The organism is Acinetobacter sp. SFA (assembly GCF_001647535.1).
Classification (GTDB): domain Bacteria; phylum Pseudomonadota; class Gammaproteobacteria; order Pseudomonadales; family Moraxellaceae; genus Acinetobacter; species Acinetobacter pecorum.
The window spans coordinates 76144-102290 of sequence record NZ_LSZI01000001.1; the positions used below are offsets into that span (position 1 = coordinate 76144).

Here is a 26147-nt window from a genome sequence, read left to right on the forward strand (position 1 = left end):
TTTTAGCTACTCAAATATTGAATATGAAATAGATCAGGTCTGGATTTTGTTTTGTTTGGTATTTAGAAAGCTTAAATATTTCGTTTGCTTTATTAAGAATAAAACTGAAAGAGATTTGGATCATCCGGTTTTTTACTTTTTCATGCTCAGGAAGCTGCAAAAATGAAATACAGATCACCACTCCCGCTAAAAACTTCCACAAAAAAAGCCATGATTTATCATAGCTTTTTGAATGGGATCAATTAGCGTTTGCCCATTGAACGGCGAGTACCACGTGGCGGCATCCAGGTACGGTCAGCATAGCGCTGCGGTCTTGGTCTTAAATCTTCCAGAACTTCTTCGGCAGCATTTTGCTCTGCTTGTTTAATAGGGAAAGGTAAATTGACCAGGGGCTTTTTTTTGGGAGTCGTTTGGGTGCTCATATGATTCACTCAATAATATATAGAACTATTGTACAAAAAAACTCAACCTACTGGGTAGCAGCATCTTGGATAAATTCATTTCGACGTATTTTTTAAAATAATAAATATGCTCAGACAGACATTTACATGAACCATGCCCAGCCTAAAATTTACTTAAAATATCATGTAGATAATCAAAAATTAGTTTGATCGATAGTTGAGTTAACTCCAAGCTAAACTTTCTTTATATTTACATTAAAATTAAGCAGCAAACTCCTCATTTTTCAAAGCACTTTTCTTTAAAAAAGCAACTAGGATACACATAAAGCATACAGCCGTTACCAAGATTAACTATTGATTAACTTTTAGCCTATTGTTCTATAACTGAATTTTTAAATTTAATTCACATAATTAATGAACTAGAAAAATGAATAAATACACTGGACATGGAGTTCCAAATCAATGAAAAAAATGCTGGCATGTATGGCAGGCTTGGCGACTTTACCTATGGTCGCTCATGCAGATTCCCCTTATTTTAGCTTGCAGGATGGAGATGGCTTTAAACGCTTTTCTGTATCAGTTGGTGCATTGCATGTAATGCCACAGGGTAAAGCTCAACCATTTAAGGTGAATACTGCTGTCAAAGAAAGTGAAACATCAAAAGTAGGTGACATATCAATTGCTTCAGTCAAAAATAATCTCGATCCGGAAATGGACCCCAATCTGTCCTCGTTTTTTGTCAATTTTCTGGATGCATTCAATGCAGAAACATTACCTGCAGCCTTAAGTGGGCAAGCTGAAATTTATGGACTGGAACGCTGGGATAATCCCGGTACAGGTCTGGTAGCGGATGATGTCACCACCCTAGGCATTTTAACCAACTATTATTTTACCGATAATATTTCTTTTGAAATGAAAGCCGGCATTCCACCCAAAGTGGATCTACAAGGTAGTGGTAAAATCTATGCACCATTTTCTGCACTTGCGACTCCAAGTATTGATTTGATTCCGCAAATTCCAGGTGGAATTGATTTACCTGGTATTTCATTAAAAAATGATATTTTGATTACCGACCTGGAAGCTTATGGTCCTACCGCCTCTGCTCGTGCCTGGACACCCGCATTCGAATTCCAGTATCACTTTGGTAAAACCGGGGTCAATAAATTCCGCCCTTATGTTGGTTTAGGTGTGATGTATGCCTATTTCAATGAACTGGAAATTAACTCACGTACCGAACAGGACCTGATTGCTGCAGGACATATGATTGCCAATATCAAGGAAGGAAAAGCCGGTGCTTCCTTGGACGGAACACCAAGCGCCGCCAATCCGAAAGTTGATCTGAAGGCATCCGATACTTTCGCGCCTGTGGCCACGGTCGGCTTTAGCTATGACTTTAATGACACCTGGTTTGCTGTCGGCTCGGTTACTTATGCCCATTTAAAAAATGACACCACAATTACGGTCACAGATGCGAATTTAGGTGAATTGATTCGTTCCAAAGCCGATATTGAAATTAATCCGATTCTGGCCTATGCCGGATTTGGAATGCGCTTCTAAGTTAATTTTTTACTTTTTAAAGAAAACGGCTCCGGCCGTTTTTTTTGCGAATGATATTGATAAAAAAAATTTATCTTTTGATCAATTTTTATTTAATCGTCTCTCTTGCTTGAATCGAATACTATACCTATCAACTTTTATAGGCATGAATGATGTATGGCTGACGGTCAGTTTTCCAAAGCTCTGGTTTTTATGCTCATTGGCTCCGCCATTATCTTGGCATTGTCGCTGGGCGTACGCCATGCATTCGGCCTGTATCTGGTGCCGATGAGTGAAGAATTTGGCTGGGGTCATCATGTTTTTAGTCTGGCGATTGCCATGCAAAACCTGATCTGGGGCGCAGTTCAGCCGATTACCGGGGCATTTGCCGATAAATATGGTAGCAAGATTGTCGTTGCTGTAGGTGGAGCTTTATATACAATTGGCCTGCTCCTGATGGCAGTCAGCTCGACCGGGCTACTGCTCAATCTGAGTGTAGGATTAATTCTGGGTCTCGCCCTGTCAGCTACGTCATTTCCGGTGTTATTGTCTGCAGTGGGGCGTGCAGCACCGCCAGAAAAGCGTAGTCTGGCCATGGGAATTGCCAGTGCAGCCGGATCTTTTGGCCAGTTTATCATGTTGCCTTCGACCCTTTTACTCTTACAGAATGTCGGCTGGTCAGCAGCGTTGGTGGTCAGTGCCATTCTGATTGCACTGATTGTGCCATTGGCCTGGATGCTAAAAGCACCGATGTATGTTAATCCCAATGCAGCCTCTACCCCGAATAAAGTCTCACTGAGTTTTAAACAGATTCTGGTGGTAGTAAAAAATCATAAACCATTCTGGTTTCTGGCCTTAGGCTTTTTTGTTTGTGGTTTCCAGGTGGTATTTATTGGCATCCACCTGCCTGGCTATCTGATCGATCATGGTTTTAATGCCACAACAGGTACAATTTTTCTGGCGCTAGTCGGTTTGTTTAATGTGGTAGGTACCTATACTGCCGGCTGGCTCGGTGGCAAATATTCCAAACCGCATCTGCTGATGGGGCTTTATGGTTTGCGCGGGATCGCGATTATTGCCTTTCTCATGCTGCCTCTGAGTACATGGACAGTTTATGCCTTTGGTGTCATCATGGGATTACTCTGGTTATCGACCGTTCCGCTGACCAATGGCATTGTCGCGAATATGTTTGGGGTAAAATATCTGACCATGCTCAGCGGTATTGTATTTTTCACCCATCAAGTTGGCTCATTTTTCGGTGGCTGGCTGGGTGGAGTCAACCATGATTTGAGTGGCAATTATGATGCGGTGTGGATGCTGTCAATTGTCCTCAGCATTTTTGGGGTAATGGTACATTTCTGGGTCAATGAGGAGCAAATCGTCCATGACTGATTCTCTACTGAAACTCAAAATTTCGATTACTGTAGTCCTTCTGCTTTTAATGGCTTTGTCGATTGGGCTGTGGTTTCAAACCCCAGAGCTGTTTGAATATTTTAATCAGGCTTTCTGTGCCCACTAATCTGCTGGAATATCCTCAGCAAAAAACACGCAATCCATCGCAGAATAAGTTAAATGCTGTAAAATCAGCAAAATAATAAAAATATAAGCTTCTTCATAAACTTATCACTTCTTTTGATTTTATTTCAGTCCGGAATTTTCTTAGATTCTGATTATTAAAAAATTCTGAGACTCGATAATGACCAGCTTAACCCAACTTTCACAAGCCATTCATGATGCTCCACGCTGGCATCAGCAAGATCAATTTCAACATCCGACTGAAATCAAGATTGTTCCGCAAACAGATCAGGCCTTAGGTGCAGTGGTCTATGGTCTGGATGCCCGTAAAGCACAGTCATCTGAAACCATTCTGAAATTAAAACAGGCGCTGGCCGAGCACCTGATTTTGATCTTTAAGCAGCAAAGTCTGGATGATTTACAATACTTGGCGTTTTCAACTTATTTCGGTTCCATTTTCCGCCCAGGTGCAGATACACCGGTACTGGCTGCGCAGTCAGATAGCGGTGTTCCACCCGATGTCGTTCCGGTGTCCAATGCTGTTGGTCAGGGAGATTACACCGGGCATGGTGAACTGACTCCACATGCCGATCATCAATGGACACCCCTACCTTCTTTTGGTTCCCTTCTGTATGCAATTGAACTGCCTCAGGACGGCGGTCAGACCAGCTGGATCAATACCATTAAAGCCTATGATGCACTCGATAAAGAAACCAAAGCACAAATTGATCAGCTACAACTGATTACTTACAACCCATTCGTGCGCCGTCAAAAAACTAGAGATCAGGTTGAGGATCAAGGTTATGGCAATAGCCCGCTGTATCGCTTTAAAGATCAGCCCATATTAAGTCATGCCTATCCACATCCACTGGTGCGCACTCATCCCGAATCCGGTCGTAAAGCACTTTGGCTGAATACGCATACCGAAGTTGAACTGGTCAATTATGATGATCAGGCTGGCAGCGAACTGATTGCAACATTGCGTGAGCATATTTCAAAACCTGAGTTCGCTTATGAACATCATTGGGAAGTGGGCGATATCGTGTTCTGGGACAATCAGGTGACTCTGCACTCCCGTCGTCCTTTCCCGGCTGATCAGCGCCGTTTATTGAAACGTATCAGTCTGGCAGGTAGCCGTCCATTTTAATAATAAAAACGAGAATAACGAGAAAGGTAGAACTAGCTTAAACCTTCAATAATTACAATTCATCATGTCGATCTTCCACCATTGAGACTTTGACCACCTCAATGGTTTTTTATTTTCAAGCAAAAAATTAACTTTGAATATTAGCTTTGATCCAGTCGATCTTTAACAAAACAAAGTAGCGGTTTACTTTTTCTCACTTAATCTGTCTGGTGTATTTTCCTTTTTCTGCTTAGCGTATTAGAAAATCAGCAATAAACCCCTGGAAAGAGGAAACAACAATGAATCAGCTTCAATTTTCAGATTGTGTTCAGACCTGTATGAGCTGTTCTCTCGCATGTGCCAACTGTGCCAGCGCCTGTCTTAAAGAAAAAGAGCTAGAGATGATGCGGGAATGTATCCAGCGCTGTCTGGATTGTGCAGATATTTGTCAGCTGTGTGCCCGTATGGAACAAAAGCAGTCTCCTTTCATGCATGAGATATGTGAACTTTGTGCAAAAGCATGTGACTACTGCGCAGAAGAATGTGGTCAGCACCAACATGAACATTGTCAGCAATGTGCCGAAGCATGCCGCCGTTGTGCTGAAGAATGTCGAAAAATGGCTGCCTAGCCCTCACGGTGACTGGTCAAAAGTAGCTATAAAGATTAAAAAAGAAAAACCCGCAAGATTGATCTTGCGGGTTTTTGGCTAACTTGAATGAGTCAAATTAGAATAAACGGTTCATACCATTCAGCGTTGCCACACGATAAGCTTCCGCCATAGTCGGATAGTTAAAGGTAGTTTCTACAAAGTACTTGATGGTATTGTTCGGGCTGTTCATGACTGCCTGACCAATGTGGATAATCTCAGATGCATTATTACCGAAACAATGAACACCCAAAACTTCCAGCGTTTCACGATGGAACAGAATCTTCAATTCGCCCACAGTATCACCGGTAATCTGTGCACGTGCCAGGTGACGGAACGATGCCTGACCGACTTCATATGGAATTTTCTCTTCAGTCAGTTGCTGTTCATTCTTACCAATCGAAGAAATTTCAGGAATGGTATAAATCCCGGTTGGAATATCAGTGACCGGAGCAACGTCTTTCTCGCCACTCATGTTTGCACCCGCGCAACGACCTTGGTCATAGGCAGCAGAAGCCAGAGATGGCCAGCCAATCACATCACCAGCAGCATAGATATTTTCAACGTCAGTCTGATATTGATCATTTACAGTCAATTGACCACGACTGTTCGGTTTCAGGCCGACATTTTCCAGACCCAAGCCATCGGTATTGCCTGAGCGGCCGTTACACCACAAAATTGCATCTGCTTTAATTTTCTTGCCACTCTGAGTATGCAGAACCACATATTCATCAGACGTTTCAAGATAATCAATCTGTTCGTTATGACGGATCAAAACACCCTGTTCACGCAAGTGATAAGACAATGCATCAGAAATTTCATCATCCAGGTAGCTGAGCAGTTTCGGCTGTGTATTGATCAGGTCAACTTTATGCCCCAGACCAATAAAGATCGATGCATATTCGCAACCAATGACACCTGCACCATAAATAATGATTTTTTGGATTGTATAATCCAGATCCAGAATCTTGTCTGAATCAAATACACGCGGGTGATTAAAATCGAGAATTTCAGGACGGTAAGGACGAGAACCGGTCGCGATCACTAACTGTTTAAACTGAATCGTTTCCTTGATGCCATCCGGGGTAAATACAAAAATGGTATTTTCATCCTGAATGTAGGCACGGCCATGGAAAATATCAATTTTATTACGGTCGTAAAAACGCGAGTGTGTTTCAACCTGCTGTTGAATCACTTTATGTGCATTACGAAGCACCTGCTTCATGGTGAACTGTTTCCATTCACCTACTTTTTGAAACATTGGATCACGTTGATAACGGATGATGCTCGATACCGTCTGACGCAATGCTTTACTTGGAATCGTACCAACGTGGGTACAGTTACCACCTAGCTGTTCACGCATATCAACGATTGCAACACGTTTACCTGATTTGGCAAGTTTCATTGCCGCGCCTTCGCCCGCAGGGCCCGAACCTAGAACTACCGCATCATATTTAACGAAAGTCCCACTAACGACCTCTTTTTTACGTGGCATTCAACGCTCCTCAAAATTAAAAAATTTACTTTAATCTACCTGCTTATTATGACGTAAATCCTGTTGATTTGGTGTATTTAACTCACATATATTACTTGATAAGAACATTTTTTAAATGAATAGTCCTTTTTGCCCCATTTGTAGCTAAGTCCGTTATAATAAAGGCGCTATCTTTGATTATCTCCTCCCTTCAAAAACAGTGGAAAGTTAAATATGTCTGAAAACCGTAAACCAGAACAGGGTGTCAAACTTCGTGGCGCGGAAAAGGTCGCTCGTATTCCTGTAAAAGTTGTACCTACGGTTGAAACACCACGGAAGCCGGACTGGATTCGCGTCAAAATGGCAGCACCTGATGAAGTACAACGCATTAAAACTACACTTCGTCAGCAAAAATTACATACCGTATGTGAAGAAGCCGCGTGTCCAAACCTGCCTGAATGTTTTGGTGGCGGCACTGCTACCTTTATGATTATGGGGGACATCTGTACCCGTCGCTGTCCGTTCTGTGATGTGGCTCATGGCCGTCCAAATGCACTCGATGCAGATGAACCGCGTCATATGGCTGAAACCATTGCCAACCTGGGTTTGAAATATGCAGTAATTACTTCCGTAGACCGTGATGATCTGCTGGATGGTGGTGCTCAGCATTTTGTAGATTGTATTAAAGAGGCACGTGCCTTAAGCCCGAATACCCTGCTGGAAATTCTGGTGCCAGACTTCCGTGGCCGTATGGATATTGCGCTACGCATCATGACTGAGTGTCCGCCTGATGTGTTTAACCATAATATCGAAACAGTGCCACGTCTGTATAAAGCCATGCGTCCAGGTTCTGACTATCAGCACTCTTTAAACCTGCTGAAAATGTTTAAGGAATACTGCCCAGACATTCCAACCAAATGTGGACTAATGGTAGGAATTGGTGAAACTGAAGAAGAAGTGCTTGCCCTGCTTGATGATCTGCATGCGCATGGCGTGGACTATGTCACCATTGGTCAGTATTTGCAGCCTTCCAAGGAACATGCAGCGATTGACCGCTTCGTGACACCTGAAGAATTCGAACGTTATACTGAACATGGTCAAAAACTGGGCTTCCGTAATATCTGGGCAGCGCCAATGGTTCGTTCAAGCTATTTTGCCGACCGTCAATACTATGGCGAACCTGTACCATCAGTGCGTCGTAAGGTTGATCCTGCCAAGAAAATTGCAGTTCAGACAATTGAAGCTTAATTGGTTTAAATAGATGAAATAAAAGCCCTCTCAAGTAGAGGGCTTTTTAATATCTATAATTAAAATTTTACTCAGCCTTAAGCTGTTTTTTCTCTATTAGACAAAGATTAAGTCATTACTTATCTTCACATTTCTTTGCGCGTTCTCACTTGAAGAATGAGCATTTTTCAAACAATCTCAAAAATAGATAAACAACTTATCTTATTCATTTTAATACTTGAAAAAGATCATTCTCACACGTGCACTGCTGAAGCTATCCAAATCTCAAGTGACAAGAATGAATGAATTGTAATAACGAAATATCCATGAGGGATCTTGGCAAAGCCAGCTTGGTATAAATCTGGAGAAATATAACAATGCTATTTATATTTGCTGTACTACTGCTATTACTCAGTTTATGGGCTGTTTTCTATTTTCAGCTCTCGCGTAGTGCGGGTGCAATCACGCTAATTATTATGTCAGTGGTATGTGCCTTTATTAGCCCATGGTCACTTATTCTCGGTATTCCGCTCATCCTGATTAGCCTTGTAGTAATGATCGAACCTTTGCGCATGTCGTTTATTTCCAAACCGGCCTATAAAGCACTGGCCAATGCTATGCCGAGCATTAGTCCGACAGAACGCGAAGCACTGGATTCCGGAACCAGCTGGTGGGAAAAAGAGCTGTTCATGGGTGCACCGAATTGGGAAACCTTTAACAACTATCCTTATCCAAAGCTGTCGCTAGAAGAACAGGCATTTCTGGACAATGAAGTTGAAACCTTGTGCAGCATGCTGGATGAATGGGAAATTTATGAGCAAAAAGCGCTGCCTGAGCACATCTGGCAATACATCAAAGACCATGGTTTTCTGGGTCTGATTATTCCCAAAGAATACGGTGGTCGCGCCTTCAGCTCCTTTGCCCAAAGCCGGGTGATGAGCAAGATTTCCTCCCGCTCGCTCACCACAGCCGTGAGTTGCATGGTGCCAAACTCTCTTGGTCCGGGTGAGTTATTGTTGCATTACGGTACTGAAGAACAGAAAAACCGTTATTTGCCAGGTCTGGCGCGCGGTGAAGAAATTCCCTGTTTTGGTCTGACCAGCCCGGAGGCCGGTTCGGATGCCGGTGCGATTCCTGATACCGGTGTAGTCTGCTATGGTCAGTTTGAAGGCCAGGAAGTTCTGGGCTTGAGAATGAATTTTTCCAAACGCTGGATTACGTTAGCCCCAATTGCAACAGTCGTAGGCCTGGCCTTTAAAATGTATGATCCTGATCATCTCCTGGGTGAACAGACTGAATACGGCATTACCTGTGCCCTGCTCCCTGCCAGTCATGAAGGCGTAATAGTGGGACCACGGCATAACCCGGGACCACCATTCATGAATGGTACGGTTGAAGGTAAAGATGTCTTTATTCCACTGGACTGGATTATTGGTGGCGTCAAAAATGCCGGTAAAGGATGGCGCATGCTGATGGAATGTCTGGCAGTCGGTCGTGGCATTTCCCTACCAGCGCTGTCTACGTCTACGGCAGAAATGACTTATTTAAATGTGGGTGCTTTCTCTCGTATCCGTCAGCAATTCAAAATTTCAGTCGGTAAGTTTGAGGGGGTACAGGAAGCCAATAGTGAAATCGCCAGTGATACCTATATGCTGGAAGCCTTCCGTTATCTGGTCACCTGTGGTCTGAATCAGGGTGGCAAGCCTGCAGTAATGACGGCGATTGCCAAATATTATGCGACAGAAGGTATGCGTAAAGTGGTCAATCACGGTATGGATGTGGTCGGTGGCCGCGCCATTCAGATGGGTCCGCGCAACTTTCTGGCGCCTTACTATCAGGCAATTCCAGTCTCCATTACCGTTGAAGGTGCCAATATTCTTAGTCGTTCCCTGATGATTTTCGGTCAGGGTTCAATGCGTTGCCATCCTTATCTTTATGAAGAATTACAGCTTTTACAGGCTGAAGATCGGGCTGCCGCTCTAAACCCTTTCGATGACCTGCTTTTTAAACATTTGGGATACACCTTTAACCGGACTGCCCGCTCCTTTGCCTATGCCTTTACAGGTGGCTCCAGTGCTGCACCGCAAAGTGCGGTTGACTTTACCCATCCTTATTACAAAGTGATTAACCGGCTGAGTGCCAACTTTGCCCTGACCGCGGATATGTGCCTAGGATTACTCGCGGGTGATATCAAACGTAAGGAAATGCTTTCGGGTCGTCTGGCCGACATTCATGCTCACCTGTTTATTGCATCGGCAATTCTCAAGTTTTTTGAGCATAGTAAAAAAACTGAAGATGAGCGTTTACATGCACAGCTTGCGGTAGAAAAGTCTCTGTATACAGCGCAAGAAGCATTTTTTGACCTGTTTGCCAACTTTCCATCAGGTGCAGCAGCAGGTATGGTCAAACTGTTATGTTTCCCATTTGGCCGTCCGGTACAGAAACCATCAGACTATCTGAAACAACAGGTAGCGAACAGTATGATGGAAGACAATGCTTTCCGGCAGTCACTCAAAAAACATGTCTACTATAATATCAATGAAAATGATGTCACTGGCCGTATGGAATCAACTTTCAATCTGCTCCTAGAGATTGAAAAGCTCTGGGATCGCTTTAAAAAAGCTGAAAATAAAGGACAATTTAAAGGACTTAGTTTTGCTGAGCATGTAGCCGATGCACATCAACAAGGCTTTATTAATGATCAGGAAGCAGAAAAACTGGTGCACTATAATGCGCGCCGTTATGACAGCATGTTGACCGATGTATTTGATCTGCAATTGAATGAGGTATTAGAGCTTGAGAATCCGTATCTCATCAAGGAAGATGCTAAAGGAACGGATACTTCAGTGCAAACTGATCCTTCACACTCAGTATCACCTTAAATAAAACTTAGATTTAAGATGTCATAAATTCCAGAGTGAAGTCATTTTATTGCTTTACTCTGGAAGCTTTACAAGTGGCTTTTCTGCCACTTTTTTACGACTATGGCACGATAGTATTTTAGCTTAAAAGCGTTAAGCTAAAGCAATAATAGAATTGAGGATAAAGCATGTCACAACAAGATTATGAAAATGGCTTGAAAGTCCGTACCGAAGTAATGGGGGAAAGTTTTGTGCAGCGTGCTCAGGAAAATACCGTGCCTTTTACCCAGCCTCTACAGGACTGGATTAATGAACATGCCTGGGGTTCGACCTGGCAACGTGAAGGTGTTTTACCACGTAAATATCGTTCTTTAATTACCATTGCCTTCCTAACCGCGCAAAAAAGTCCCACTGAACTGAAAGGCCATGTGCGAGGTGCGCTGAATAATGGCGCAACGGTTGAGGAAATTCAGGAAGTGCTGCTGCATAGTCTGCCTTACTGCGGTGCACCGGCGACTCAGGAAGCATTTCGTGCGGCGCTTGAGGTGATTCAGGAATATGAAGCGAATTAAGAGACCTAAATATCAGTGTATTAGAGCTCTTTCATAAATAATTCTTAATGATTAAAAATTATTTATGAAATTCCCGCTCCTCATAGGAGAGGTTCTTTATAAAAAATCTCTCATCCTCTTGCGGAGCATGCTCCTCACCCCTAAGGGAGAGGGAACATTAAATATGAATGGACGATCATTTTCTAATTCATAAAAGAAATCTATTTATTTAAATTGCTCAAATATCAGTTAAATTCAAAACTGCTTAGGCTATTTAAAGTAATGCTTAATAAGAAAGCCGAGAGTTGTTAAATTCCCGGCTTTTCATATTTTTGATAATAAATCTGTCGTTATGGATTTAATTCAAAATTAATAGGTTCTCTATGAATAGCAATTTATAAGAAAGACTTTAATCCCTTAATTCAATTTGCGTACGTTGTTCCAACCCTTGTACCGCAGCGGAAAAATCCAGCTGACTGGCCTGAGGTCTGGTAATCTGTTGAAACTGTTGTTGCACCAATGACATGACTGATAAATCCAGTTGCTGCTGTTGCACCAGTTCCAAAGCAATACCAATATCTTTCTGCAATAAATCCAGCGCAAAGGTTTTATGAAACTCACGGCTCAGTACACGCTGCGCCATGATATTTTCCGACATGCTGCTTTTACCGCTGGAATGATTAATACAGTTCAAGGCACTGCTTAAATCAACTCCCTGTCCTTTCAGTACAGTTAAGCCTTCAGCCAGTGCCCATAAATGGGTAGCCATCAAAGTATTGTTAACGGCTTTCACTGCAAAACCGGAACCACTTTCTCCTACATACTCAATCAACCCAGCAAAAGCAGCAATGACCGGTTTGGCTTGTTCAAAGGCAGCTTTATTTCCTCCCACCATCACGGTTAAAGTACCTTTTTCTGCGCCAATGGTCTGACCGGATACTGGAGCATCCAGATAATAACTTCCCTGCTGCTCCAATCGTTGTGCCAGTTTTTGGGCTGATTCTGGTACACCGCTAGTACAGTCAATCCAGATTGCACCTGGCTTGGGTGGATGTGCAGCGATTAGATTTTCGACATCCTGACTGGTGGGTAAGCAGGAAAAGATAAAGTCGGCTTGAACCGCCTGCTCAATACTGACAGCCTGAGTGGCGAAAAGTGTGGCATGCTCTACAGCTTTCTGTTCAGACCGGTTCCAGACCCAAACCGGGTGTCCGAGTTTTGGCAAATGGGAAGCCATATGCCAGCCCATTGCGCCGAGTCCTAAAAATGCAATTGTATGACTCAAAAGATACTCCTTATATTTAAGCAACCGGTTTCACTTCAATGTCCGTTGCGGTTGATGCAGATACAGGCGATTCTTTATCTTCCCCACGATTCAGGAACAGATTAAGTAAAATCGCAGCCAGAGTCGCAGTGCCAATCCCACCTAAATCAAAGCTACCAATCTGCAAGCTATAATTACCTGTACCCATAATCAGACACACTGCGCCAATGATCATTGTGCTGTTCTTGGTAAAGTCAATACGGTTATCTATCCAGATTTTGGCACCTGCAACCGTAATCAGACCGAATACTACAATCGAGGCTCCGCCAAGCAAGGCCACAGGAATCGTACTGATCACCGCACCAAATTTCGGTGAAAGCCCGAGCAAGATAGCGAATATCCCGGCAAAGACAAACACAGTGGTTGTATACACTTTGGTCACTGCCATAACACCGATATTTTCAGCATAGGTGGTCATTCCCGTACCTCCCACAGAAGCGGATAAGGAAGTACAAACACCATCTGCAAAGAAACCGCGTCCCATATACGGCGACAGATTTTTACCAGTCATTGCAGATACTGCCTTAAAGTGTCCCAAATTTTCTGCCACCAGAATAATGGCCACCGGTGCAATCATCAGCATGGCATTCATTTCAAAGACTGGACTCTGGAAAGTCGGCAGACCAAACCATGCCGCTTCACTGACTTTGCTGAAATCAATTGCAGGCCCGAAGCCCATCACATTGGTGAAAAGAAAATAAAGTAGATAGGAAGACAATAAGCCGAGTAACAGCAGCAGACGGCGCACCATTCCGCGGGTAAACACGGCAATCACACTGATACAGAGAATGGTGACCAATGCCATCCAGGAATCAAACTGGTTAGCAGATACACTTTTGATCGCGACCGGTGCAAGATGCAGACCGATAATCATCACGATGACGCCCGTAACCACGGGTGGCATCAGCTTTTCAATCCAGGCTGTGCCAGTTTTCATGACCAGCAAACCAATCAAGGCATAAACAATACCGCAGGCAATGGTTCCGCCAAGTGCGAGCGCAATATTGGAATTCGCACCTACTCCTGAATAGCCGGTAACCGCTACCACGGCACCAATAAATGCAAAACTCGACCCCAGATAACTCGGCAACCGGCCGCCAGTGATCAAGAAAAATAAAATGGTGCCAATCCCGGTAATAAAAATTGTGAGATTGGGATCAAACCCCATTAAAAGTGGCGCTAGTACGGTTGCCCCAAACATCGCAAACACATGCTGTAACCCGAGAATAATACTTTTCCCAGCGGGCAGATATTCGTCTGTTTGCACTGGTGTTGAATCGATATTGCCTTGGTAAGGCTTAAATTTTGGAAACCACGATTCTTTTTCTTGCATGGGCTTCCCCTCCTTGATTAGGATTGAATTGATTTAGCACATTTTGTGTGGCTCACAGTAAGAACGGTTAAAGTACATCAGCGCATTGCCTTGACGCTGGCACATGGCTTTCACTTCACAGAACAGCACGTCATGACTGCCTACAGATACTTGCTGCACCACCTCACAGTCAAAACTGACCAAGGCATCCTCAAGTACAGGTGACTGGGTCAGCAACGTTTTCCAGTTCCCCTGACTGAAACGCTCTGCCATAGGTGTTTTTCCACCAAACAGATTGGATAAATGCTGCTGATGTGATGCTAAGGTATTCACACACAACACCTGATTATTTTTAAAAGTTTCATAAACTGATGCTGAACGGTTCAGACAGACCAGCAAAGTCGGCGGCGTATCAGTCACACTACACACGGCGGATGCGGTAAATCCAGCCATGCCTGAACGACCTTGTGTAGTAATCACATTCACTGCCGCACCCAGATTGGACATGCCCTGACGGAAAATCTGCTGATCGACCTGGGTAAACATTTCAGCTGCGTTTTCAGTCTTTACCACCTTATTTAGTGCACTGTTATCTGCAACTGCTTCTGTAATCATTTTAGACAATTTGGCATTCATGCTGTTCTCCTCCGCCCCAAGTCAGTTTTCAGTGACAGACTTAGGGCTGATATAGATGAAATTGAATCAGGTGGTTCGGCTTAAACATGGGCAATCGAGGCGATTTCGACCAGTGCATCCGGTTTTACCAGGCCAGTCTGTACGCAATATCGTGCCGGTTTATCTCCCGGAAAATACTCTGCATAAACGGTATTAATTGCTGCATAATCTGCCCAGTCTTTGACAAACACATGATTGAAAGTGACGTCATCCATGCTGCCACCGGCTTCTTCAATGACACGTTTGATGGTTTCCAGAATATGACGGGTCTGGGCTGCCGCATCACCGACATGCACAACGTTATTATTTTCATCAAAAGCCAGCGTGCCTGACACATAGACAATATTGTCTGCCTTGGTTGCCGGTACAAACGGTGCTAATGGTTTTGAAGTTCCTGCTGGAATAATGACTTCTTTAGGCATACTGTTTTCCTTAATCTTGATATTTAACTTCTTAAGCGCTTTGAGCTAATCCAGTTTCTTTAAGTGATTCACTTTCTTTTTGAAAGGTATCGACAAAATTTGAGGTATCCGACACCCAGCCAAAGAAGGTCTTGATGTTGTACAGGCTGGCTTCGTGGGCTTCGACTGGACCGGCCTGATGGCAGGCATCCGCCAGCGCCACGCCAAAATATTCCAGAAAGAAACCATCACGCAGCGTCGACTCCACGCAGACATTGGTGGCAATTCCGACAAAAACTAGGTTACGGATACCACGAACACGCAACATGCTGTCCAGTGCGGTATTAAAGAAACCGCTATAGCGAGGTTTTTCAATGACCAGATCTTGTGGTAGTGGCTGTAACTCATCAATCAGGTCAAAGTCCCAGCCCCCTTTGGCCAGTAATTGCCCCTGTAATTCGGGACGTTTGCGCATGGTCTTTAAAGCATTGGATTTATGGAAATTTGGAGAATCCGTACCACCTGCTTCCTTATATTCTGCATCCCAGCCATTTTTAAAATAGATGACCTGAATACCGGCCGCATGCGCAGCATCGACTGCTTTCTTGATATTTTCGACCACGGGTTTGGTCTTTGAGACATCAAAACCCGCCAGATCCAGATAGCCACCCTGCGAGGTATAAGCATTCTGCATATCAATCACAATCAGGGCAGTCTGTTCTGGTGCCAGACGGATCGATTCAGGTTCCGCCTTGAGCACTTTGCCCGTGCCTAATGCTTCAGTAAAGCCTACAGATACGATGTGCTCACTCATGCGCTTTTCTCCAAAACGGGTGCTGTATCTTCAATCACAATATGTTCACGGCACTTCATTAATGGCTGGATTTTCTGACCGAAATCTTCCACACCCTGAACGAAATCATCAAAAGTCAGCAGCACACCTTCTGTACCTTTGATTTCGCCAATTTCATCCAACATTCGTGCCACATTTTTATAAGAACCTACCAAAGTTCCCATATTGATATTTACAGGAGATACGCTAGAAGCCATTTGACGGATATTGGTATCTGTACCGGAAGTCGTGTCTTTCCCACCTTGATTCATCAACCAGTTAATCGCTTCCATATCGGCACCATCGTTATAATGCTGCCATTTAGCCTGAGCTTCTTCATCAGTTTCGGCTGCAATCACCATAAACAGCACATACGTCTGCACATCACGACCAGTAAGGTCGGTTTTTTCTTTTAAGCGATCATTAATTTCTGCATAAGCCGTTGGAGTATTCAGCCCTTTACCAAAAACAAAGTTGTAGTCGGCGTATTGCGCAGAAAATTCCAGACCGGCATCAGACTGACCTGCACAGATGATTTTCATATCGGCTTGCGGGCGCGGACTAACACGGCAGTCTTCCATCTGGAAATGCTCACCTTTAAAGTCGGATTTTCCGTTTGCCCAAAGCTCACGCAAAATTTGTACATATTCAGATAGATATTCATAGCGTTTGCCAAAATACTCATTGCCTGGCCACATGCCCATCTGGGTGTATTCAGGCGGCTGCCAGCCAGTCACTACATTTAGCCCAAATCGGCCATTAGAAATCGAGTCAATGGTAGATGCCATGCGCGCTACAATTGCAGGTGGCATGACTAGAGTTGCAGCTGTTGCATAAATTTGAATTTTGCTGGTAACAGCAGCAAGGCCGGCCATCAGGGTGAAAGTTTCCAGGTTATGTTCCCAGAATTCAGTCTTGCCACCAAAGCCACGCAACTTGATCATGGAAAGTGCGAAATCGAAACCATAGTGTTCAGCGCGCTGCACGATTTGTTTGTTTAACTCAAAAGTCGGCATATATTGTGGTGCATTTTCAGAGAGTAACCAGCCGTTGTTTCCAATTGGACAGAAGACACCTATTTTCATTTTCACACCTCATTATTTTTTAACACTTATTCAAAATCTTGAATCCACTACGGGAGTCTTATTTACAATATAAACATTGCAAACCGTGTGCCAACTATATTTATTCATTTTATTTCAATAACTTAATATTTATTTTTTTGAATTTTTAGTAAAATAACTATTTTTAAGCATGAATCAATTTCGCTCACTATGTTTCATTCAAGTGCATTTATAAAAATTCATGCGTGTGCAGAACCTGTATAAATTCGCAGTAAAATTCCTGCTCATACCATAGAAACGATTCATTAGAAAAAATAAAAAGTCAGACCCAAGGTCTGACTTAAATAAACAGATTTATTGGCTGAAAATATCAGGCTGATTTTAAAAAATGCAGTATGTTTTGGTTGATCAGGGCAGTTTCAGTCACCGTAGAAGCATGTGCTCCAGTTTCGAGCAGGTTTAACCGGCTATGTGGCAATAACTGCTGCAGTTGTTGTGAACGTTGATATGGCACCAGAAAATCATCCCGATTGGCAATCAGATGTACAGGAACATGTTTGAGTGCCTGCTGATGCACTTCTTCTACTTGAAAAGCTTGTACTGCCTGTATACGTGCCAAGACATTTTGAATCGGTGGAAAGTCAAGGAGCTGCTTATTTTCTGCTTCGGTTAATGGGTCAATATGTGTTGAGATCCAGTGTGGTGGATATAAAAATAAAGCTTGGGCCCGAACATAGGCTTCTGCTCCGCTATTCAGCAATAAAGAAGTCCTTGCCTGAAAACATTTTTGGGTATGTGAGTCCAGTTCGCCCCAGGCATTCAACATGGTTAGACTCAGCAACCTAAATTTTTTCTCCGCCTGATAGGTTGCGAGCTGCATGCCAATATGCCCACCCAACGCATGTCCAATAAAATGAAACTCGCAAATATTCTCATTGATCAATAAATCCAGGATCTGCCGGGCCATACGATCTACGGAATAAGGCGTTGGCAAGAGTTCAGAATCCGAATGACAACCTTCCTGATCATAGGTCACCACATGAAAATCTTGCTGTAAGGCTTTAATTTGAGGATTCCAGAAGCTGGCATGTCCGCCCAAGCCGGAGGAAAGCACAACATATGGCGCATGTGCCTGTGCTGCAGAGTGAATAAATAAAGACATAAAACTCTCATATTTGAACTATGAGATGAATACAGCAAGATATATGCCTGAATAAGACTTTTTTTGAACAGTTGATAAAATTATAGCCAGTACACATTGAACCTGTAATAGAACTCCTCTACCTCAAAGCGTACGTTATAGCCCAGTTCTGTCAACTCCGCTGAAAGATGGTGGATTTCTTCCAGTGGCAGATGCTTGGGAAAAACTGCAGTACCGCTGTATTACCCTGTCTGGCATTATCTTCAATTAGTTGCGCTAAACGTGGCTTGAACATCTCAATATTGATATTGGCTACATCAGATAATATTTTGGCTTGATCAGCAGTCATAAAACTCATTGTTGAATACTCTTTTTAATTTTATTCAATAAAATTAAATGATTTAAATCACATAAAATATTCTTGTTTTGTAATCTAAATATAAAAAGCTGACCAAAAAAAATCCCTCAACAAGAGGGATTTTTTTATTTAAATTTACTGACCTGGCAAAGGAATATATTGCGAAGCACTATTTTGTGCCTTACGTTCAGTTACTACCACTTCAAGCGTCATCGGTTTACCTGCACGCTCGATTTCAATCTGGATAGTACTGTTCGGTTTTTGCAAGGCGACAAAATTAATCAAATGTGAGGCTGAGCTGATCTCTTCCTCATTCACCTTGATAATTTTATCACCACGCTTGATTCCAGCCTTAGCAGCGGGTCCATCTGGTAGCACCTCAGCGACGGTGACACCTTTTTCTTTAGGTTGCAGCACATCATCACGTTCGGCAGGTAACAAGCTAATCCCCAACCAGCCACGAACGACGCGGCCATCTTCCAGAATGGCATTCAATACCTGCTGACAGATTTTAGCCGGAATAGCAAAACCGATGCCCAGTGAACCACCAGACTGCGAGAAAATTGCGGTATTCACCCCAATTAAGTTGCCGGCGACATCAATCAGTGCACCACCCGAGTTACCCGGGTTGATGGCGGCATCGGTCTGGATAAAATCTTCATAGGTATTGATACCCAGATCAGAACGGCCTGTGGCAGAAATAATTCCTTGAGTGACGGTTTGACCTACACCGAATGGGTTACCAATGGCCAGGACAACGTCCCCGACTTCGTTACCACTGAGCTTAAATGGCAGCACAGGTAATTTATCCAGCTCGATCTTGATCACGGCAAGATCTGTATCTGGGTCAGTCCCGACGACCTTGGCTTCAGCACGACGACCATCCTGCAAAGCCACTACAATTTGGTCCGCCTGCGCGATCACATGATTATTGGTCAGGATATAACCGTCCGGACGAACAATCACCCCAGAACCCAAGCTGTTTTCATTCGGGCTTTGTCCATACTGGTCAGGTAACTGATCGCCAAAGAATTCACGAAATACCGGATCACTCAGCAAAGGATGAGCCTGCTGCTTGACTTTTTGAGTAGTAAAAATATTCACCACAGCCGGTGCTGCCACTTTGACCGCAGCATTATAGGAGACAACGCCTCCTGTGCGCGAAATATCAATCAACGGCTCTACTTTTTCAGCAGGCATTTTGACGCCATCTGGCGCAACTGGTGCCTTTGGTTTTTGGAGTTGTTGCCACCCCAGAAAACCGATAATGACCAAAATCAGTAACACCCAAGGTAACCATGTAAAGGTGCGGCGCACGTTATTATCCTCTAAAATATTTTAATTCGTTGATGACTAAGTAATTTATATTCTATTGTAATGCTAAATACATAACTAAATACAAAAAAATCCACAGAGATTTGTGCAGCTTTAGTTACAATCAAACCCATAGCTAACTATGGGCAAGCTTTTAAACTAACAGGACTTTTATGGCGAATTTGAACGATATTATTCACTGGTGTGACCAGACCTTGGTAACCCGTGAATTTAAGGACTATGCACCAAATGGCTTGCAGATTGAAGGCAGACCCGAGGTAAATAAAATCCTCTGTGCTGTGACTGCTTCCCAGAGTGCCATTGAAGCTGCAATTGAACAAGGCGCAGACTTGCTGCTGGTTCATCATGGATATTTCTGGAAAGGTGAAGCTTACCCAATTACCGGGATGCGTGGAAAACGAATTAAAACACTGATTAAAAATGATATTTCTTTAGTCGGATATCATCTTCCTTTAGACAGTCACCCTGTTTTAGGAAATAATGCCGCGATTGCAGATCTGCTTGAACTGGAAAATATTGAACAGCTCGATCCAACCGAACGACATCCGATTGGCAATATTGGCTATTTAAAACAGTCCTTGACTCCAGAAGGTTTCAAAGCCTATGTATCAGAAAGACTCGGCTTTGACGCACTACATTTGCCTGCAGAAAAATCCTTGATTCAAAAAGTTGGTTTCTGTACAGGCGGGGCGCAGGATTATATTCAAAAAGCGGCCCTACAAGACTGTGATGCTTATATTTCGGGCGAAGTGTCTGAACGGACCTTTTATGAAGCTCAGGAACTGAATGTGCACTATTATGCCTGTGGCCATCATGCGACTGAAAAATACGGTGTGCAACGCCTGGCCAAGGCTATTTCAGAACAGTTTAATATTGAGTATGATTATTTCGAATTAAACAATCCGATTTAATTCGACTGACGGTTATGATCAGTGGCTTTATTCATATATTTTCAGGCTTTATTCTGTATTGTTATTTATACACGATGCCCATTTCGGCCCGATTATCTATTACAATAACGCCACTTATTGTTAAAACCCAGCAAAATGCAAGGAATTGAGAACATGACAACCATTACTTTACCAGCATTACCTTACGGCTACGAAGATCTTGCTCCACACATCAGCAAAGAAACTTTAGAATACCATCATGACAAACACCACAACACTTATGTGGTTAACCTGAATAACCTGATCGCTGGTACTGAGCTTGAAGGCAAAACTCTAGAAGAAATTATTACAGCAACTGCTGGTGATGCTTCTAAAGCAGGTGTGTTCAATAACGCGGCTCAAGTTTGGAACCACACATTCTACTGGAACTGTATGGCTAAAAACGGTGGCGGTAAAGCAACTGGTACTTTGACTGCAAAAATTGACGAAGCTTTTGGTTCTTACGAAAAATTTGCTGAAGAATTTGCTGCTGCTGCAACTACTCAATTTGGTTCAGGTTGGGCTTGGTTAGTGGCTGACGAAGTAAACGGCCAGCTTTCAATCATGAAAACTTCAAATGCTGATACGCCAATGGCGCACGGTAAAATTGCAGTGTTGACGATTGACGTTTGGGAACACGCTTACTACATCGACTACCGCAATGCTCGTCCTAAGTACATCTCTACTTTCCTGGAAAGCCTGGTGAACTGGGATTATGCAAATGCGAAATATGCAGGCCAGCCTGCAGGTGTTGAGAAATAATTCTTTATTTCTTTGCTAAAAAAATCACCCATTTTGGGTGATTTTTTTATTTTTAGACTCTAAATGAATATTTATAAAGCAAACAATTCATTTCTTTACATTAATTGATTGACGACCTGCCGATTCCTCCCTAAAATGCCGATCAGATTCTCCAATAGCTCAGTCGGTAGAGCGACGGACTGTTAATCCGCAGGTCCCTGGTTCGAGCCCAGGTTGGAGAGCCAATCTATTCTCCCATAGCTCAGTCGGTAGAGCGACGGACTGTTAATCCGCAGGTCCCTGGTTCGAGCCCAGGTGGGAGAGCCAGGATTCTAAAAACCCACTCATTGCGAAGTGGGTTTTTTTATACCTGTGTTTTTAAAATTGAGATCATATTGATTTATATAGGCGATCAACCACTCATCGCTTATGTTCCAGCTCGCTTATAAAAATTAAGGCTGATCGCGATTTTGTGGTTAGGACCGCTTTACATAAACATAACAGTTTGAACTACAAACCTTTTCGACTATTTTTAAAACACTTGATTCAATTTATGCTGCTTTTTTCTAAAAGTGCCTTGACCCCTTTTCAAATCTCTCTATAATCGCTGTCAGATTCTCCAATAGCTCAGTCGGTAGAGCGACGGACTGTTAATCCGCAGGTCCCTGGTTCGAGCCCAGGTTGGAGAGCCAATCTATTCTCCCATAGCTCAGTCGGTAGAGCGACGGACTGTTAATCCGCAGGTCCCTGGTTCGAGCCCAGGTGGGAGAGCCAGGATTCTAAAAACCCACTCATTGCGAAGTGGGTTTTTTTATTTTCTCTATCTGTGATCTATGTTTGATTTGAGTCAGTTTATATTTTTTGTGATTGGTTGCCTGGCAACCTTTGCATTAGTTTGTCTGCTCTTCCCACATCTGTTTACCCGTCAAAAGAAATTCTATCCAAAACGTGTGATTACTGCTTTTGAAAGCAGGATGTTTACTCGTCTAAAAGATGCCTTTCCTCATCATCATATTCTGGCCCAAGTCGCGTTTAGCGCCTTGATCACGCATGACCAGATCAAAATGCGCAATCAGTTCAATCGCAAAGTCACAGACTTCGTGGTACTTGATCGCGAATATAATGTGGTGGCGATTATTGAATTAGATGATCCGAGTCATATTGGCAAAGAACAAGAAGATGCTGAACGTGATGCAATGTTGATTGCAGCAGGATATACCGTGATTCGATATACCCAGATTCCGAGTATCAGACAGCTACAAAGGGATATAAGATAAATTAAGGAACAGTTACTGTACTTTCAGATGCAGCTTGAGTTGAATTTGCTAAAGCATCCTGCTCTGCTTTGAGCTTTTCCGCAGCTTCTCGTGCTTCAATACGTGCAATCATATCTGCCTGCTGCTGCTTGTATTTTTCCTGATTTTTAGCATCACTATTTACCGCAAGAAATGCCATACTAATTAAAAATACCGGAATACAGAGGGCAAGCGTACCGAAGATCAATAGCTTTTTGACACTGCGGGGCTGTGGCTGCTCAGACATAACAAACCTGCTTTAATTTCGTCATTTAATTGCAATGCCCAATATAACAAAATAAAGTCATAGCTCAAGGCCGAACAGTATTTAAATCCACGCCGACTTCAAGCCAGCATGGGTTTATCCCTCTTATTTAATTATGACACTGGCGTATTCATAACGGCTTCTACCGTATTGAGCAGTGCGGGAATATTTTCAGTGACCACTGTAGCGTGCGTGGCATTTAGGATCGGAATTAACTCTACATTAGTTCCGTCTGCAAGCATACCATCATATAAGATCTGGGTAATGGTATAAGGTACTGTGGTATCTGCGGTGCCTTGAAAAATATAAACTGGACGGTCTAGTCGGGTTTGTGCAGGCTGATTATCTATCAGATAATTCATAATATCAGGGTCGCTCAGGAAGTTTTCCCGTAATGCCTGATATTGCGAGAAATTCACATCACTTTGTAATGCCGTTTGAATATCTGCACCAAAACGCTGTGCAAGCTCAGGGGAACATAAACTTTCAGCCTGTCTAGCCAGATCTACCTTGGCATTAACAAAGGCCTGATTGTAATTAAAGTTGGTTTTTTCTGCCTTAATTCCTGAACTGACAATAGCGGCATACGTATACAAAGTCGCTGCTATTGGTACTGCTTGAGCTACATTACCATCAGCAGCCAGACCTTGAGCAAATAAAAGCCCTTGTTCCAAGGTATCATTAAGATAAGAAGCTGGGGCAATTGCAACTGCACCACGATAAGTATTATTTGGTAAAGCCTTATAAAACTCTGCGGCTGCTAAAGCTGCATGTCCGCCCTGTGACCACCCGATCACCCCCCAATCTTTGGCCAGTAGTCCACCATACTGTTTTTGAGCTTCACTAATCGCCGATAATATTGAATTGGCAGCACTTTCCAGATGCAGATAAGGATGTGGCTCATTATCATTGCCCAGACCCTCATAATCTGGGGCAATCACCGCATAACCTCGTTGTACCAGCCCCATAACCAAGGCCTTTTCAGGTCCATCCAAGGCAAGGCGTGAAGGTGCACACTTATCTGCTCCACCTGTAGTACCATGGGCCCAAACCACAATCGGCCAGCCACCTATAGGTGGAGTACCTTTAGGGGTAAATACCAGTGTAGTAGCACGAATCTCTCGATTCTGTACACCTTCCATTCGATAAGTAAAGATATCATGACGCCCGACAACCGCTTTCACCTGCTCATCAACCGTATAAGTTCGAACAGGATTAAATCCTACAAAATTATCGTTATCATCATCTCCACACGCAGATAAAAACAGTACCGAAGAACACAGTACGCCCAACATCAATTTCTTATAACTGTTCTGCATATTTCTATCCTTTTATTGTTATTCCCTATCTCTTTTTATCGAGATCACTCAAAATTAAGCATAAAAAAAAGCATCCTTATAGGACGCTTTTGTTATTAGCCGATAGACGGTTAGTACCAAAGAGCCAGAAAAATTCCAGCAAAGATTATGAATCCAATCCAGCGGTTATGCCTAAACGCCCAGAAACACAGCTGTGGATTTTTATCTCGAGTTTTAAACCATTGGTAAATAAAATCAAGAGCAACAACAATTAGTGCAGCCAGACCAAATGGAACCAGTAAATTTTCTAGCCATAATGCAGCACCTATCAATAAAATACTACTTACCTGCAATGCACTAATGATCTGAATATCGTGCTGACCAAATAAGATCGCTGTCGATTTTACCCCAATTTTCAAATCGTATTCACGATCTGCAATTGCATATTGGGTATCATAGGCGACGGTCCAGGCCAGATTACCAAAATATAGAAGCCAGCAGATTAAATCCGGCGTTTGCCCGACTGCAGTATAGGCCATCGGAATCGACCAGGAAAATGCTGCACCCAAAAAGACTTGAGGTAAATGGGTATAGCGCTTCATAAAAGGATAAATAAACGCTAAAAATAAAGCCCCGAATGACCAGTAAAAGGTTTCAATCGGCAGGAAAAGAAGCAGGCAGGCGCTGGCAGCCACCAAAACCAGAAATACCATCACGGCTTCTTTGGCACTGATAACTCCGGTCGCTAACGGACGGTTTTTAGTACGCTCTACATGTGCATCGACTTTACGGTCAGCAAAATCATTAATGGCACAACCTGCTGCCCGCATAAAAATCACCCCCAAAATCATGGGAATTAAAATTTCAATGCGTGGCATGCCCTGAGCAGCAATCCACAGCGCCCACATGGTGGGCCAAAAGACCAGTTCAGTGCCAATCGGTTTATCAAAACGACAAAGATAATAATAGGCGTTAAGACGCTCACGCCAGGTGATTGCTTGTGCGGTTGCCATAAAAATCAAGCCTGTGAATTTTGTATAAAGTGTTCAAATGCCGGTAAAAATGTTTCTTGTACGATAAATTTACAGCCGTGCCAAGTATAGCAGCTCTGACGGGTCCAGCCCTCATCTAAAAGTACCACCCGACGCTGGCAGAGTGGATTGGTACGTTGAAACAGAAACCAGCCAATCGGTTTGGTGCCAATATGCTGAAAAATTCGGGCTTTTTTTTGCAGGCTTAAAATTGGAAAAATACTTTTGGCTTTCACCCAAGGAGATTGTTCCGAACCATAGAGATAACTTTCACGCACCCAGGAAGTATGCTGAGGTGACATCTGCATCCATTTGGCATTGGCAAAGCTTAAACGCTGAAAATGCTCTTGAATTGGCTCGACATGAAATTGTCCCTGCCCCAAATCGGTCAGTTGCTGCGTAAGCGAACCTGAGGCATATAGCCACGGTTTTAACTCAGCCGGCAGAGCTGATAGCAACACACGCGGATTTTGTTTTCTAGAACGACTATTCATTGTTAACAGTTATCTGTTTTTGCAATGATTTCATATTTGCCTTGCGGAGTCTTAATTAAAATAAAACCTTCAGCACTCAAATAAAATGAATCGGGATAAGCATAATCCAGCGCCATTTCTGGATTTTTCAGCCCCACAAATTGAGCCTGCTTATAACCCTCGGGAGTCCGCCCCACTTCAACATAAGTCACTTCAGAGAAATTCAGTTTGAAACCTTTGTCATGATCTTTTGGATCAATCCATGGATAAAAGCTGGTGTGCTTTTTACGTTGTGCCATTTAAACCCATCAATCATTTAAAATTATAAATAGATG

At 43.2% G+C, this 26147-nt stretch carries 26 protein-coding genes, 4 tRNA genes and 1 pseudogene; 15 read left to right on the top strand and 16 right to left on the bottom strand.

Going from position 1 to position 26147, the window contains the following annotated elements; all coding sequences use genetic code 11:
• Nucleotides 1-242: 242 nt before the first annotated feature.
• The gene (locus tag AY607_RS00330) at nt 243-422 is read right to left on the bottom strand and encodes a hypothetical protein (protein WP_064095505.1); all 180 of its coding nucleotides are present in this window, start codon (nt 420-422) and stop codon (nt 243-245) included.
• 441 nt (nt 423-863) lie between these two features.
• Between AY607_RS00330 and AY607_RS00335 the strand changes: the two genes are divergently transcribed.
• The 5 genes from AY607_RS00335 (at nt 864) to AY607_RS00350 (ending at nt 5207) form a co-directional block, all read left to right on the top strand.
• Nucleotides 864-1958 (top strand): OmpW/AlkL family protein, encoded by a 1095-nt coding sequence (locus AY607_RS00335; RefSeq protein WP_064101400.1) that lies wholly within the window; start codon nt 864-866, stop codon nt 1956-1958.
• Nucleotides 1959-2114: 156 nt separating this feature from the next.
• Nucleotides 2115-3329 (top strand): MFS transporter, encoded by a 1215-nt coding sequence (locus tag AY607_RS00340; protein ID WP_064101401.1) that lies wholly within the window; start codon nt 2115-2117, stop codon nt 3327-3329.
• Entirely contained in the window at nt 3322-3456 is a 135-nt protein-coding gene (locus tag AY607_RS15265) for a hypothetical protein (protein ID WP_263600624.1), read from the top strand. The genes AY607_RS00340 and AY607_RS15265 overlap by 8 nt, the downstream gene beginning before the upstream one ends.
• 177 nt (nt 3457-3633) lie before the next feature.
• Nucleotides 3634-4599, top strand: a complete 966-nt coding sequence (locus tag AY607_RS00345) for a TauD/TfdA dioxygenase family protein (RefSeq protein WP_064095508.1) — start codon at nt 3634-3636, stop codon at nt 4597-4599.
• A gap of 278 nt (nt 4600-4877) precedes the next feature.
• Nucleotides 4878-5207: a four-helix bundle copper-binding protein gene (locus tag AY607_RS00350; protein WP_064095509.1), complete on the top strand. Its 330-nt coding sequence runs from the start codon at nt 4878-4880 to the stop codon at nt 5205-5207.
• A 97-nt stretch (nt 5208-5304) separates the two neighbouring features.
• Here the strand turns inward: AY607_RS00350 and sthA are convergent, their stop codons facing one another.
• On the bottom strand, nt 5305-6720 hold the full coding sequence (gene sthA / locus AY607_RS00355) for a Si-specific NAD(P)(+) transhydrogenase (RefSeq protein ID WP_064095510.1): 1416 nt from the start codon (nt 6718-6720) through the stop codon (nt 5305-5307).
• A 213-nt stretch (nt 6721-6933) separates the two neighbouring features.
• Here sthA and lipA point away from each other — a divergent pair, with 213 nt between their 5' ends.
• The 3 genes from lipA (at nt 6934) to AY607_RS00370 (ending at nt 11359) form a co-directional block, all read left to right on the top strand.
• Entirely contained in the window at nt 6934-7947 is a 1014-nt protein-coding gene (gene lipA, locus AY607_RS00360; RefSeq protein WP_064101402.1) for a lipoyl synthase, read from the top strand.
• Nucleotides 7948-8303: 356 nt separating this feature from the next.
• Nucleotides 8304-10808, top strand: a complete 2505-nt coding sequence (locus AY607_RS00365) for an acyl-CoA dehydrogenase (protein WP_064101403.1) — start codon at nt 8304-8306, stop codon at nt 10806-10808.
• A gap of 167 nt (nt 10809-10975) precedes the next feature.
• Entirely contained in the window at nt 10976-11359 is a 384-nt protein-coding gene (locus AY607_RS00370; RefSeq protein WP_064101404.1) for a carboxymuconolactone decarboxylase family protein, read from the top strand.
• Between the two features lie 388 nt (nt 11360-11747).
• Here the strand turns inward: AY607_RS00370 and AY607_RS00375 are convergent, their stop codons facing one another.
• The 9 genes and pseudogenes from AY607_RS00375 to AY607_RS00415 all read right to left on the bottom strand — a co-directional run bounded on the left by AY607_RS00375 (nt 11748) and on the right by AY607_RS00415 (nt 19762).
• Entirely contained in the window at nt 11748-12587 is an 840-nt protein-coding gene (locus AY607_RS00375; RefSeq protein ID WP_064101405.1) for an NAD(P)-dependent oxidoreductase, read from the bottom strand.
• A gap of 52 nt (nt 12588-12639) precedes the next feature.
• Nucleotides 12640-13995, bottom strand: coding sequence for a pyrimidine utilization transport protein G (gene rutG, locus AY607_RS00380; protein ID WP_064101406.1), 1356 nt, complete (start codon nt 13993-13995; stop codon nt 12640-12642).
• A 33-nt stretch (nt 13996-14028) separates the two neighbouring features.
• A complete protein-coding gene (rutF, locus tag AY607_RS00385) occupies nt 14029-14520 on the bottom strand; it encodes an NADH-dependent FMN reductase RutF (RefSeq protein WP_413772516.1) in 492 nt (163 codons plus the stop codon).
• A gap of 170 nt (nt 14521-14690) precedes the next feature.
• Complete coding sequence (rutC, locus tag AY607_RS00390) at nt 14691-15071, bottom strand: pyrimidine utilization protein C (protein ID WP_064101408.1); 381 nt, start codon at nt 15069-15071, stop codon at nt 14691-14693.
• Nucleotides 15072-15102: 31 nt separating this feature from the next.
• Nucleotides 15103-15864 (bottom strand): pyrimidine utilization protein B, encoded by a 762-nt coding sequence (gene rutB / locus AY607_RS00395; protein ID WP_064101409.1) that lies wholly within the window; start codon nt 15862-15864, stop codon nt 15103-15105.
• Nucleotides 15861-16967, bottom strand: a complete 1107-nt coding sequence (gene rutA / locus AY607_RS00400) for a pyrimidine utilization protein A (RefSeq protein ID WP_064101410.1) — start codon at nt 16965-16967, stop codon at nt 15861-15863. The genes rutB and rutA overlap by 4 nt, the downstream gene beginning before the upstream one ends.
• Before the next feature lie 349 nt (nt 16968-17316).
• Nucleotides 17317-18108 (bottom strand): pyrimidine utilization protein D, encoded by a 792-nt coding sequence (gene rutD / locus AY607_RS00405; RefSeq protein WP_064101411.1) that lies wholly within the window; start codon nt 18106-18108, stop codon nt 17317-17319.
• 80 nt (nt 18109-18188) lie between these two features.
• A pseudogene (locus AY607_RS00410) lies at nt 18189-18445 on the bottom strand (hypothetical protein).
• Nucleotides 18446-18580: 135 nt separating this feature from the next.
• The gene (locus AY607_RS00415; RefSeq protein WP_064095522.1) at nt 18581-19762 is read right to left on the bottom strand and encodes a S1C family serine protease; all 1182 of its coding nucleotides are present in this window, start codon (nt 19760-19762) and stop codon (nt 18581-18583) included.
• A gap of 170 nt (nt 19763-19932) precedes the next feature.
• Here AY607_RS00415 and AY607_RS00420 point away from each other — a divergent pair, with 170 nt between their 5' ends.
• The 7 genes from AY607_RS00420 to AY607_RS00450 all read left to right on the top strand — a co-directional run bounded on the left by AY607_RS00420 (nt 19933) and on the right by AY607_RS00450 (nt 22727).
• On the top strand, nt 19933-20691 hold the full coding sequence (locus tag AY607_RS00420; RefSeq protein WP_064095523.1) for a Nif3-like dinuclear metal center hexameric protein: 759 nt from the start codon (nt 19933-19935) through the stop codon (nt 20689-20691).
• Nucleotides 20692-20844: 153 nt separating this feature from the next.
• A complete protein-coding gene (locus AY607_RS00425) occupies nt 20845-21471 on the top strand; it encodes a superoxide dismutase (protein WP_064095524.1) in 627 nt (208 codons plus the stop codon).
• Between the two features lie 148 nt (nt 21472-21619).
• Nucleotides 21620-21695 (top strand) — tRNA-Asn (locus tag AY607_RS00430).
• 6 nt (nt 21696-21701) lie between these two features.
• Nucleotides 21702-21777 (top strand) — tRNA-Asn (locus AY607_RS00435).
• A 289-nt stretch (nt 21778-22066) separates the two neighbouring features.
• A tRNA-Asn gene (locus AY607_RS00440) sits at nt 22067-22142 on the top strand.
• A 6-nt stretch (nt 22143-22148) separates the two neighbouring features.
• A tRNA-Asn gene (locus AY607_RS00445) sits at nt 22149-22224 on the top strand.
• 59 nt (nt 22225-22283) lie between these two features.
• Nucleotides 22284-22727 carry a DUF2726 domain-containing protein gene (locus tag AY607_RS00450; protein ID WP_064101412.1) on the top strand — a complete coding sequence of 148 codons (444 nt, stop codon included), beginning with the start codon at nt 22284-22286 and terminating at the stop codon, nt 22725-22727.
• Nucleotide 22728: 1 nt separating this feature from the next.
• Here AY607_RS00450 and AY607_RS00455 read toward each other — a convergent pair whose 3' ends face one another.
• The 5 genes from AY607_RS00455 to AY607_RS00475 all read right to left on the bottom strand — a co-directional run bounded on the left by AY607_RS00455 (nt 22729) and on the right by AY607_RS00475 (nt 26111).
• On the bottom strand, nt 22729-22992 hold the full coding sequence (locus tag AY607_RS00455; protein WP_064101413.1) for a hypothetical protein: 264 nt from the start codon (nt 22990-22992) through the stop codon (nt 22729-22731).
• 131 nt (nt 22993-23123) lie between these two features.
• A complete protein-coding gene (locus tag AY607_RS00460) occupies nt 23124-24329 on the bottom strand; it encodes an alpha/beta hydrolase family protein (protein ID WP_064101414.1) in 1206 nt (401 codons plus the stop codon).
• Between the two features lie 110 nt (nt 24330-24439).
• On the bottom strand, nt 24440-25321 hold the full coding sequence (gene ubiA, locus AY607_RS00465; RefSeq protein WP_064101415.1) for a 4-hydroxybenzoate octaprenyltransferase: 882 nt from the start codon (nt 25319-25321) through the stop codon (nt 24440-24442).
• Between the two features lie 5 nt (nt 25322-25326).
• Nucleotides 25327-25833, bottom strand: coding sequence for a chorismate--pyruvate lyase family protein (locus AY607_RS00470; protein ID WP_064101416.1), 507 nt, complete (start codon nt 25831-25833; stop codon nt 25327-25329).
• Nucleotides 25834-25835: 2 nt separating this feature from the next.
• Nucleotides 25836-26111 (bottom strand): hypothetical protein, encoded by a 276-nt coding sequence (locus tag AY607_RS00475; RefSeq protein WP_064101417.1) that lies wholly within the window; start codon nt 26109-26111, stop codon nt 25836-25838.
• Nucleotides 26112-26147 lie beyond the last annotated feature (36 nt).

Coding starts and splice junctions, on each gene's coding strand:
- AY607_RS00330 (WP_064095505.1), bottom strand. CDS start 422: ATGAGCACCCAAACGACTCCCAAAAAAAAGCCCCTGGTCAATTTACCT.
- AY607_RS00335 (WP_064101400.1), top strand. CDS start 864: ATGAAAAAAATGCTGGCATGTATGGCAGGCTTGGCGACTTTACCTATG.
- AY607_RS00340 (WP_064101401.1), top strand. CDS start 2,115: ATGGCTGACGGTCAGTTTTCCAAAGCTCTGGTTTTTATGCTCATTGGC.
- AY607_RS15265 (WP_263600624.1), top strand. CDS start 3,322: ATGACTGATTCTCTACTGAAACTCAAAATTTCGATTACTGTAGTCCTT.
- AY607_RS00345 (WP_064095508.1), top strand. CDS start 3,634: ATGACCAGCTTAACCCAACTTTCACAAGCCATTCATGATGCTCCACGC.
- AY607_RS00350 (WP_064095509.1), top strand. CDS start 4,878: ATGAATCAGCTTCAATTTTCAGATTGTGTTCAGACCTGTATGAGCTGT.
- sthA (WP_064095510.1), bottom strand. CDS start 6,720: ATGCCACGTAAAAAAGAGGTCGTTAGTGGGACTTTCGTTAAATATGAT.
- lipA (WP_064101402.1), top strand. CDS start 6,934: ATGTCTGAAAACCGTAAACCAGAACAGGGTGTCAAACTTCGTGGCGCG.
- AY607_RS00365 (WP_064101403.1), top strand. CDS start 8,304: ATGCTATTTATATTTGCTGTACTACTGCTATTACTCAGTTTATGGGCT.
- AY607_RS00370 (WP_064101404.1), top strand. CDS start 10,976: ATGTCACAACAAGATTATGAAAATGGCTTGAAAGTCCGTACCGAAGTA.
- AY607_RS00375 (WP_064101405.1), bottom strand. CDS start 12,587: ATGGGCTGGCATATGGCTTCCCATTTGCCAAAACTCGGACACCCGGTT.
- rutG (WP_064101406.1), bottom strand. CDS start 13,995: ATGCAAGAAAAAGAATCGTGGTTTCCAAAATTTAAGCCTTACCAAGGC.
- rutF (WP_413772516.1), bottom strand. CDS start 14,520: ATGTTTACCCAGGTCGATCAGCAGATTTTCCGTCAGGGCATGTCCAAT.
- rutC (WP_064101408.1), bottom strand. CDS start 15,071: ATGCCTAAAGAAGTCATTATTCCAGCAGGAACTTCAAAACCATTAGCA.
- rutB (WP_064101409.1), bottom strand. CDS start 15,864: ATGAGTGAGCACATCGTATCTGTAGGCTTTACTGAAGCATTAGGCACG.
- rutA (WP_064101410.1), bottom strand. CDS start 16,967: ATGAAAATAGGTGTCTTCTGTCCAATTGGAAACAACGGCTGGTTACTC.
- rutD (WP_064101411.1), bottom strand. CDS start 18,108: ATGTCTTTATTTATTCACTCTGCAGCACAGGCACATGCGCCATATGTT.
- AY607_RS00420 (WP_064095523.1), top strand. CDS start 19,933: ATGGCGAATTTGAACGATATTATTCACTGGTGTGACCAGACCTTGGTA.
- AY607_RS00425 (WP_064095524.1), top strand. CDS start 20,845: ATGACAACCATTACTTTACCAGCATTACCTTACGGCTACGAAGATCTT.
- AY607_RS00450 (WP_064101412.1), top strand. CDS start 22,284: ATGTTTGATTTGAGTCAGTTTATATTTTTTGTGATTGGTTGCCTGGCA.
- AY607_RS00455 (WP_064101413.1), bottom strand. CDS start 22,992: ATGTCTGAGCAGCCACAGCCCCGCAGTGTCAAAAAGCTATTGATCTTC.
- AY607_RS00460 (WP_064101414.1), bottom strand. CDS start 24,329: ATGCAGAACAGTTATAAGAAATTGATGTTGGGCGTACTGTGTTCTTCG.
- ubiA (WP_064101415.1), bottom strand. CDS start 25,321: ATGGCAACCGCACAAGCAATCACCTGGCGTGAGCGTCTTAACGCCTAT.
- AY607_RS00470 (WP_064101416.1), bottom strand. CDS start 25,833: ATGAATAGTCGTTCTAGAAAACAAAATCCGCGTGTGTTGCTATCAGCT.
- AY607_RS00475 (WP_064101417.1), bottom strand. CDS start 26,111: ATGGCACAACGTAAAAAGCACACCAGCTTTTATCCATGGATTGATCCA.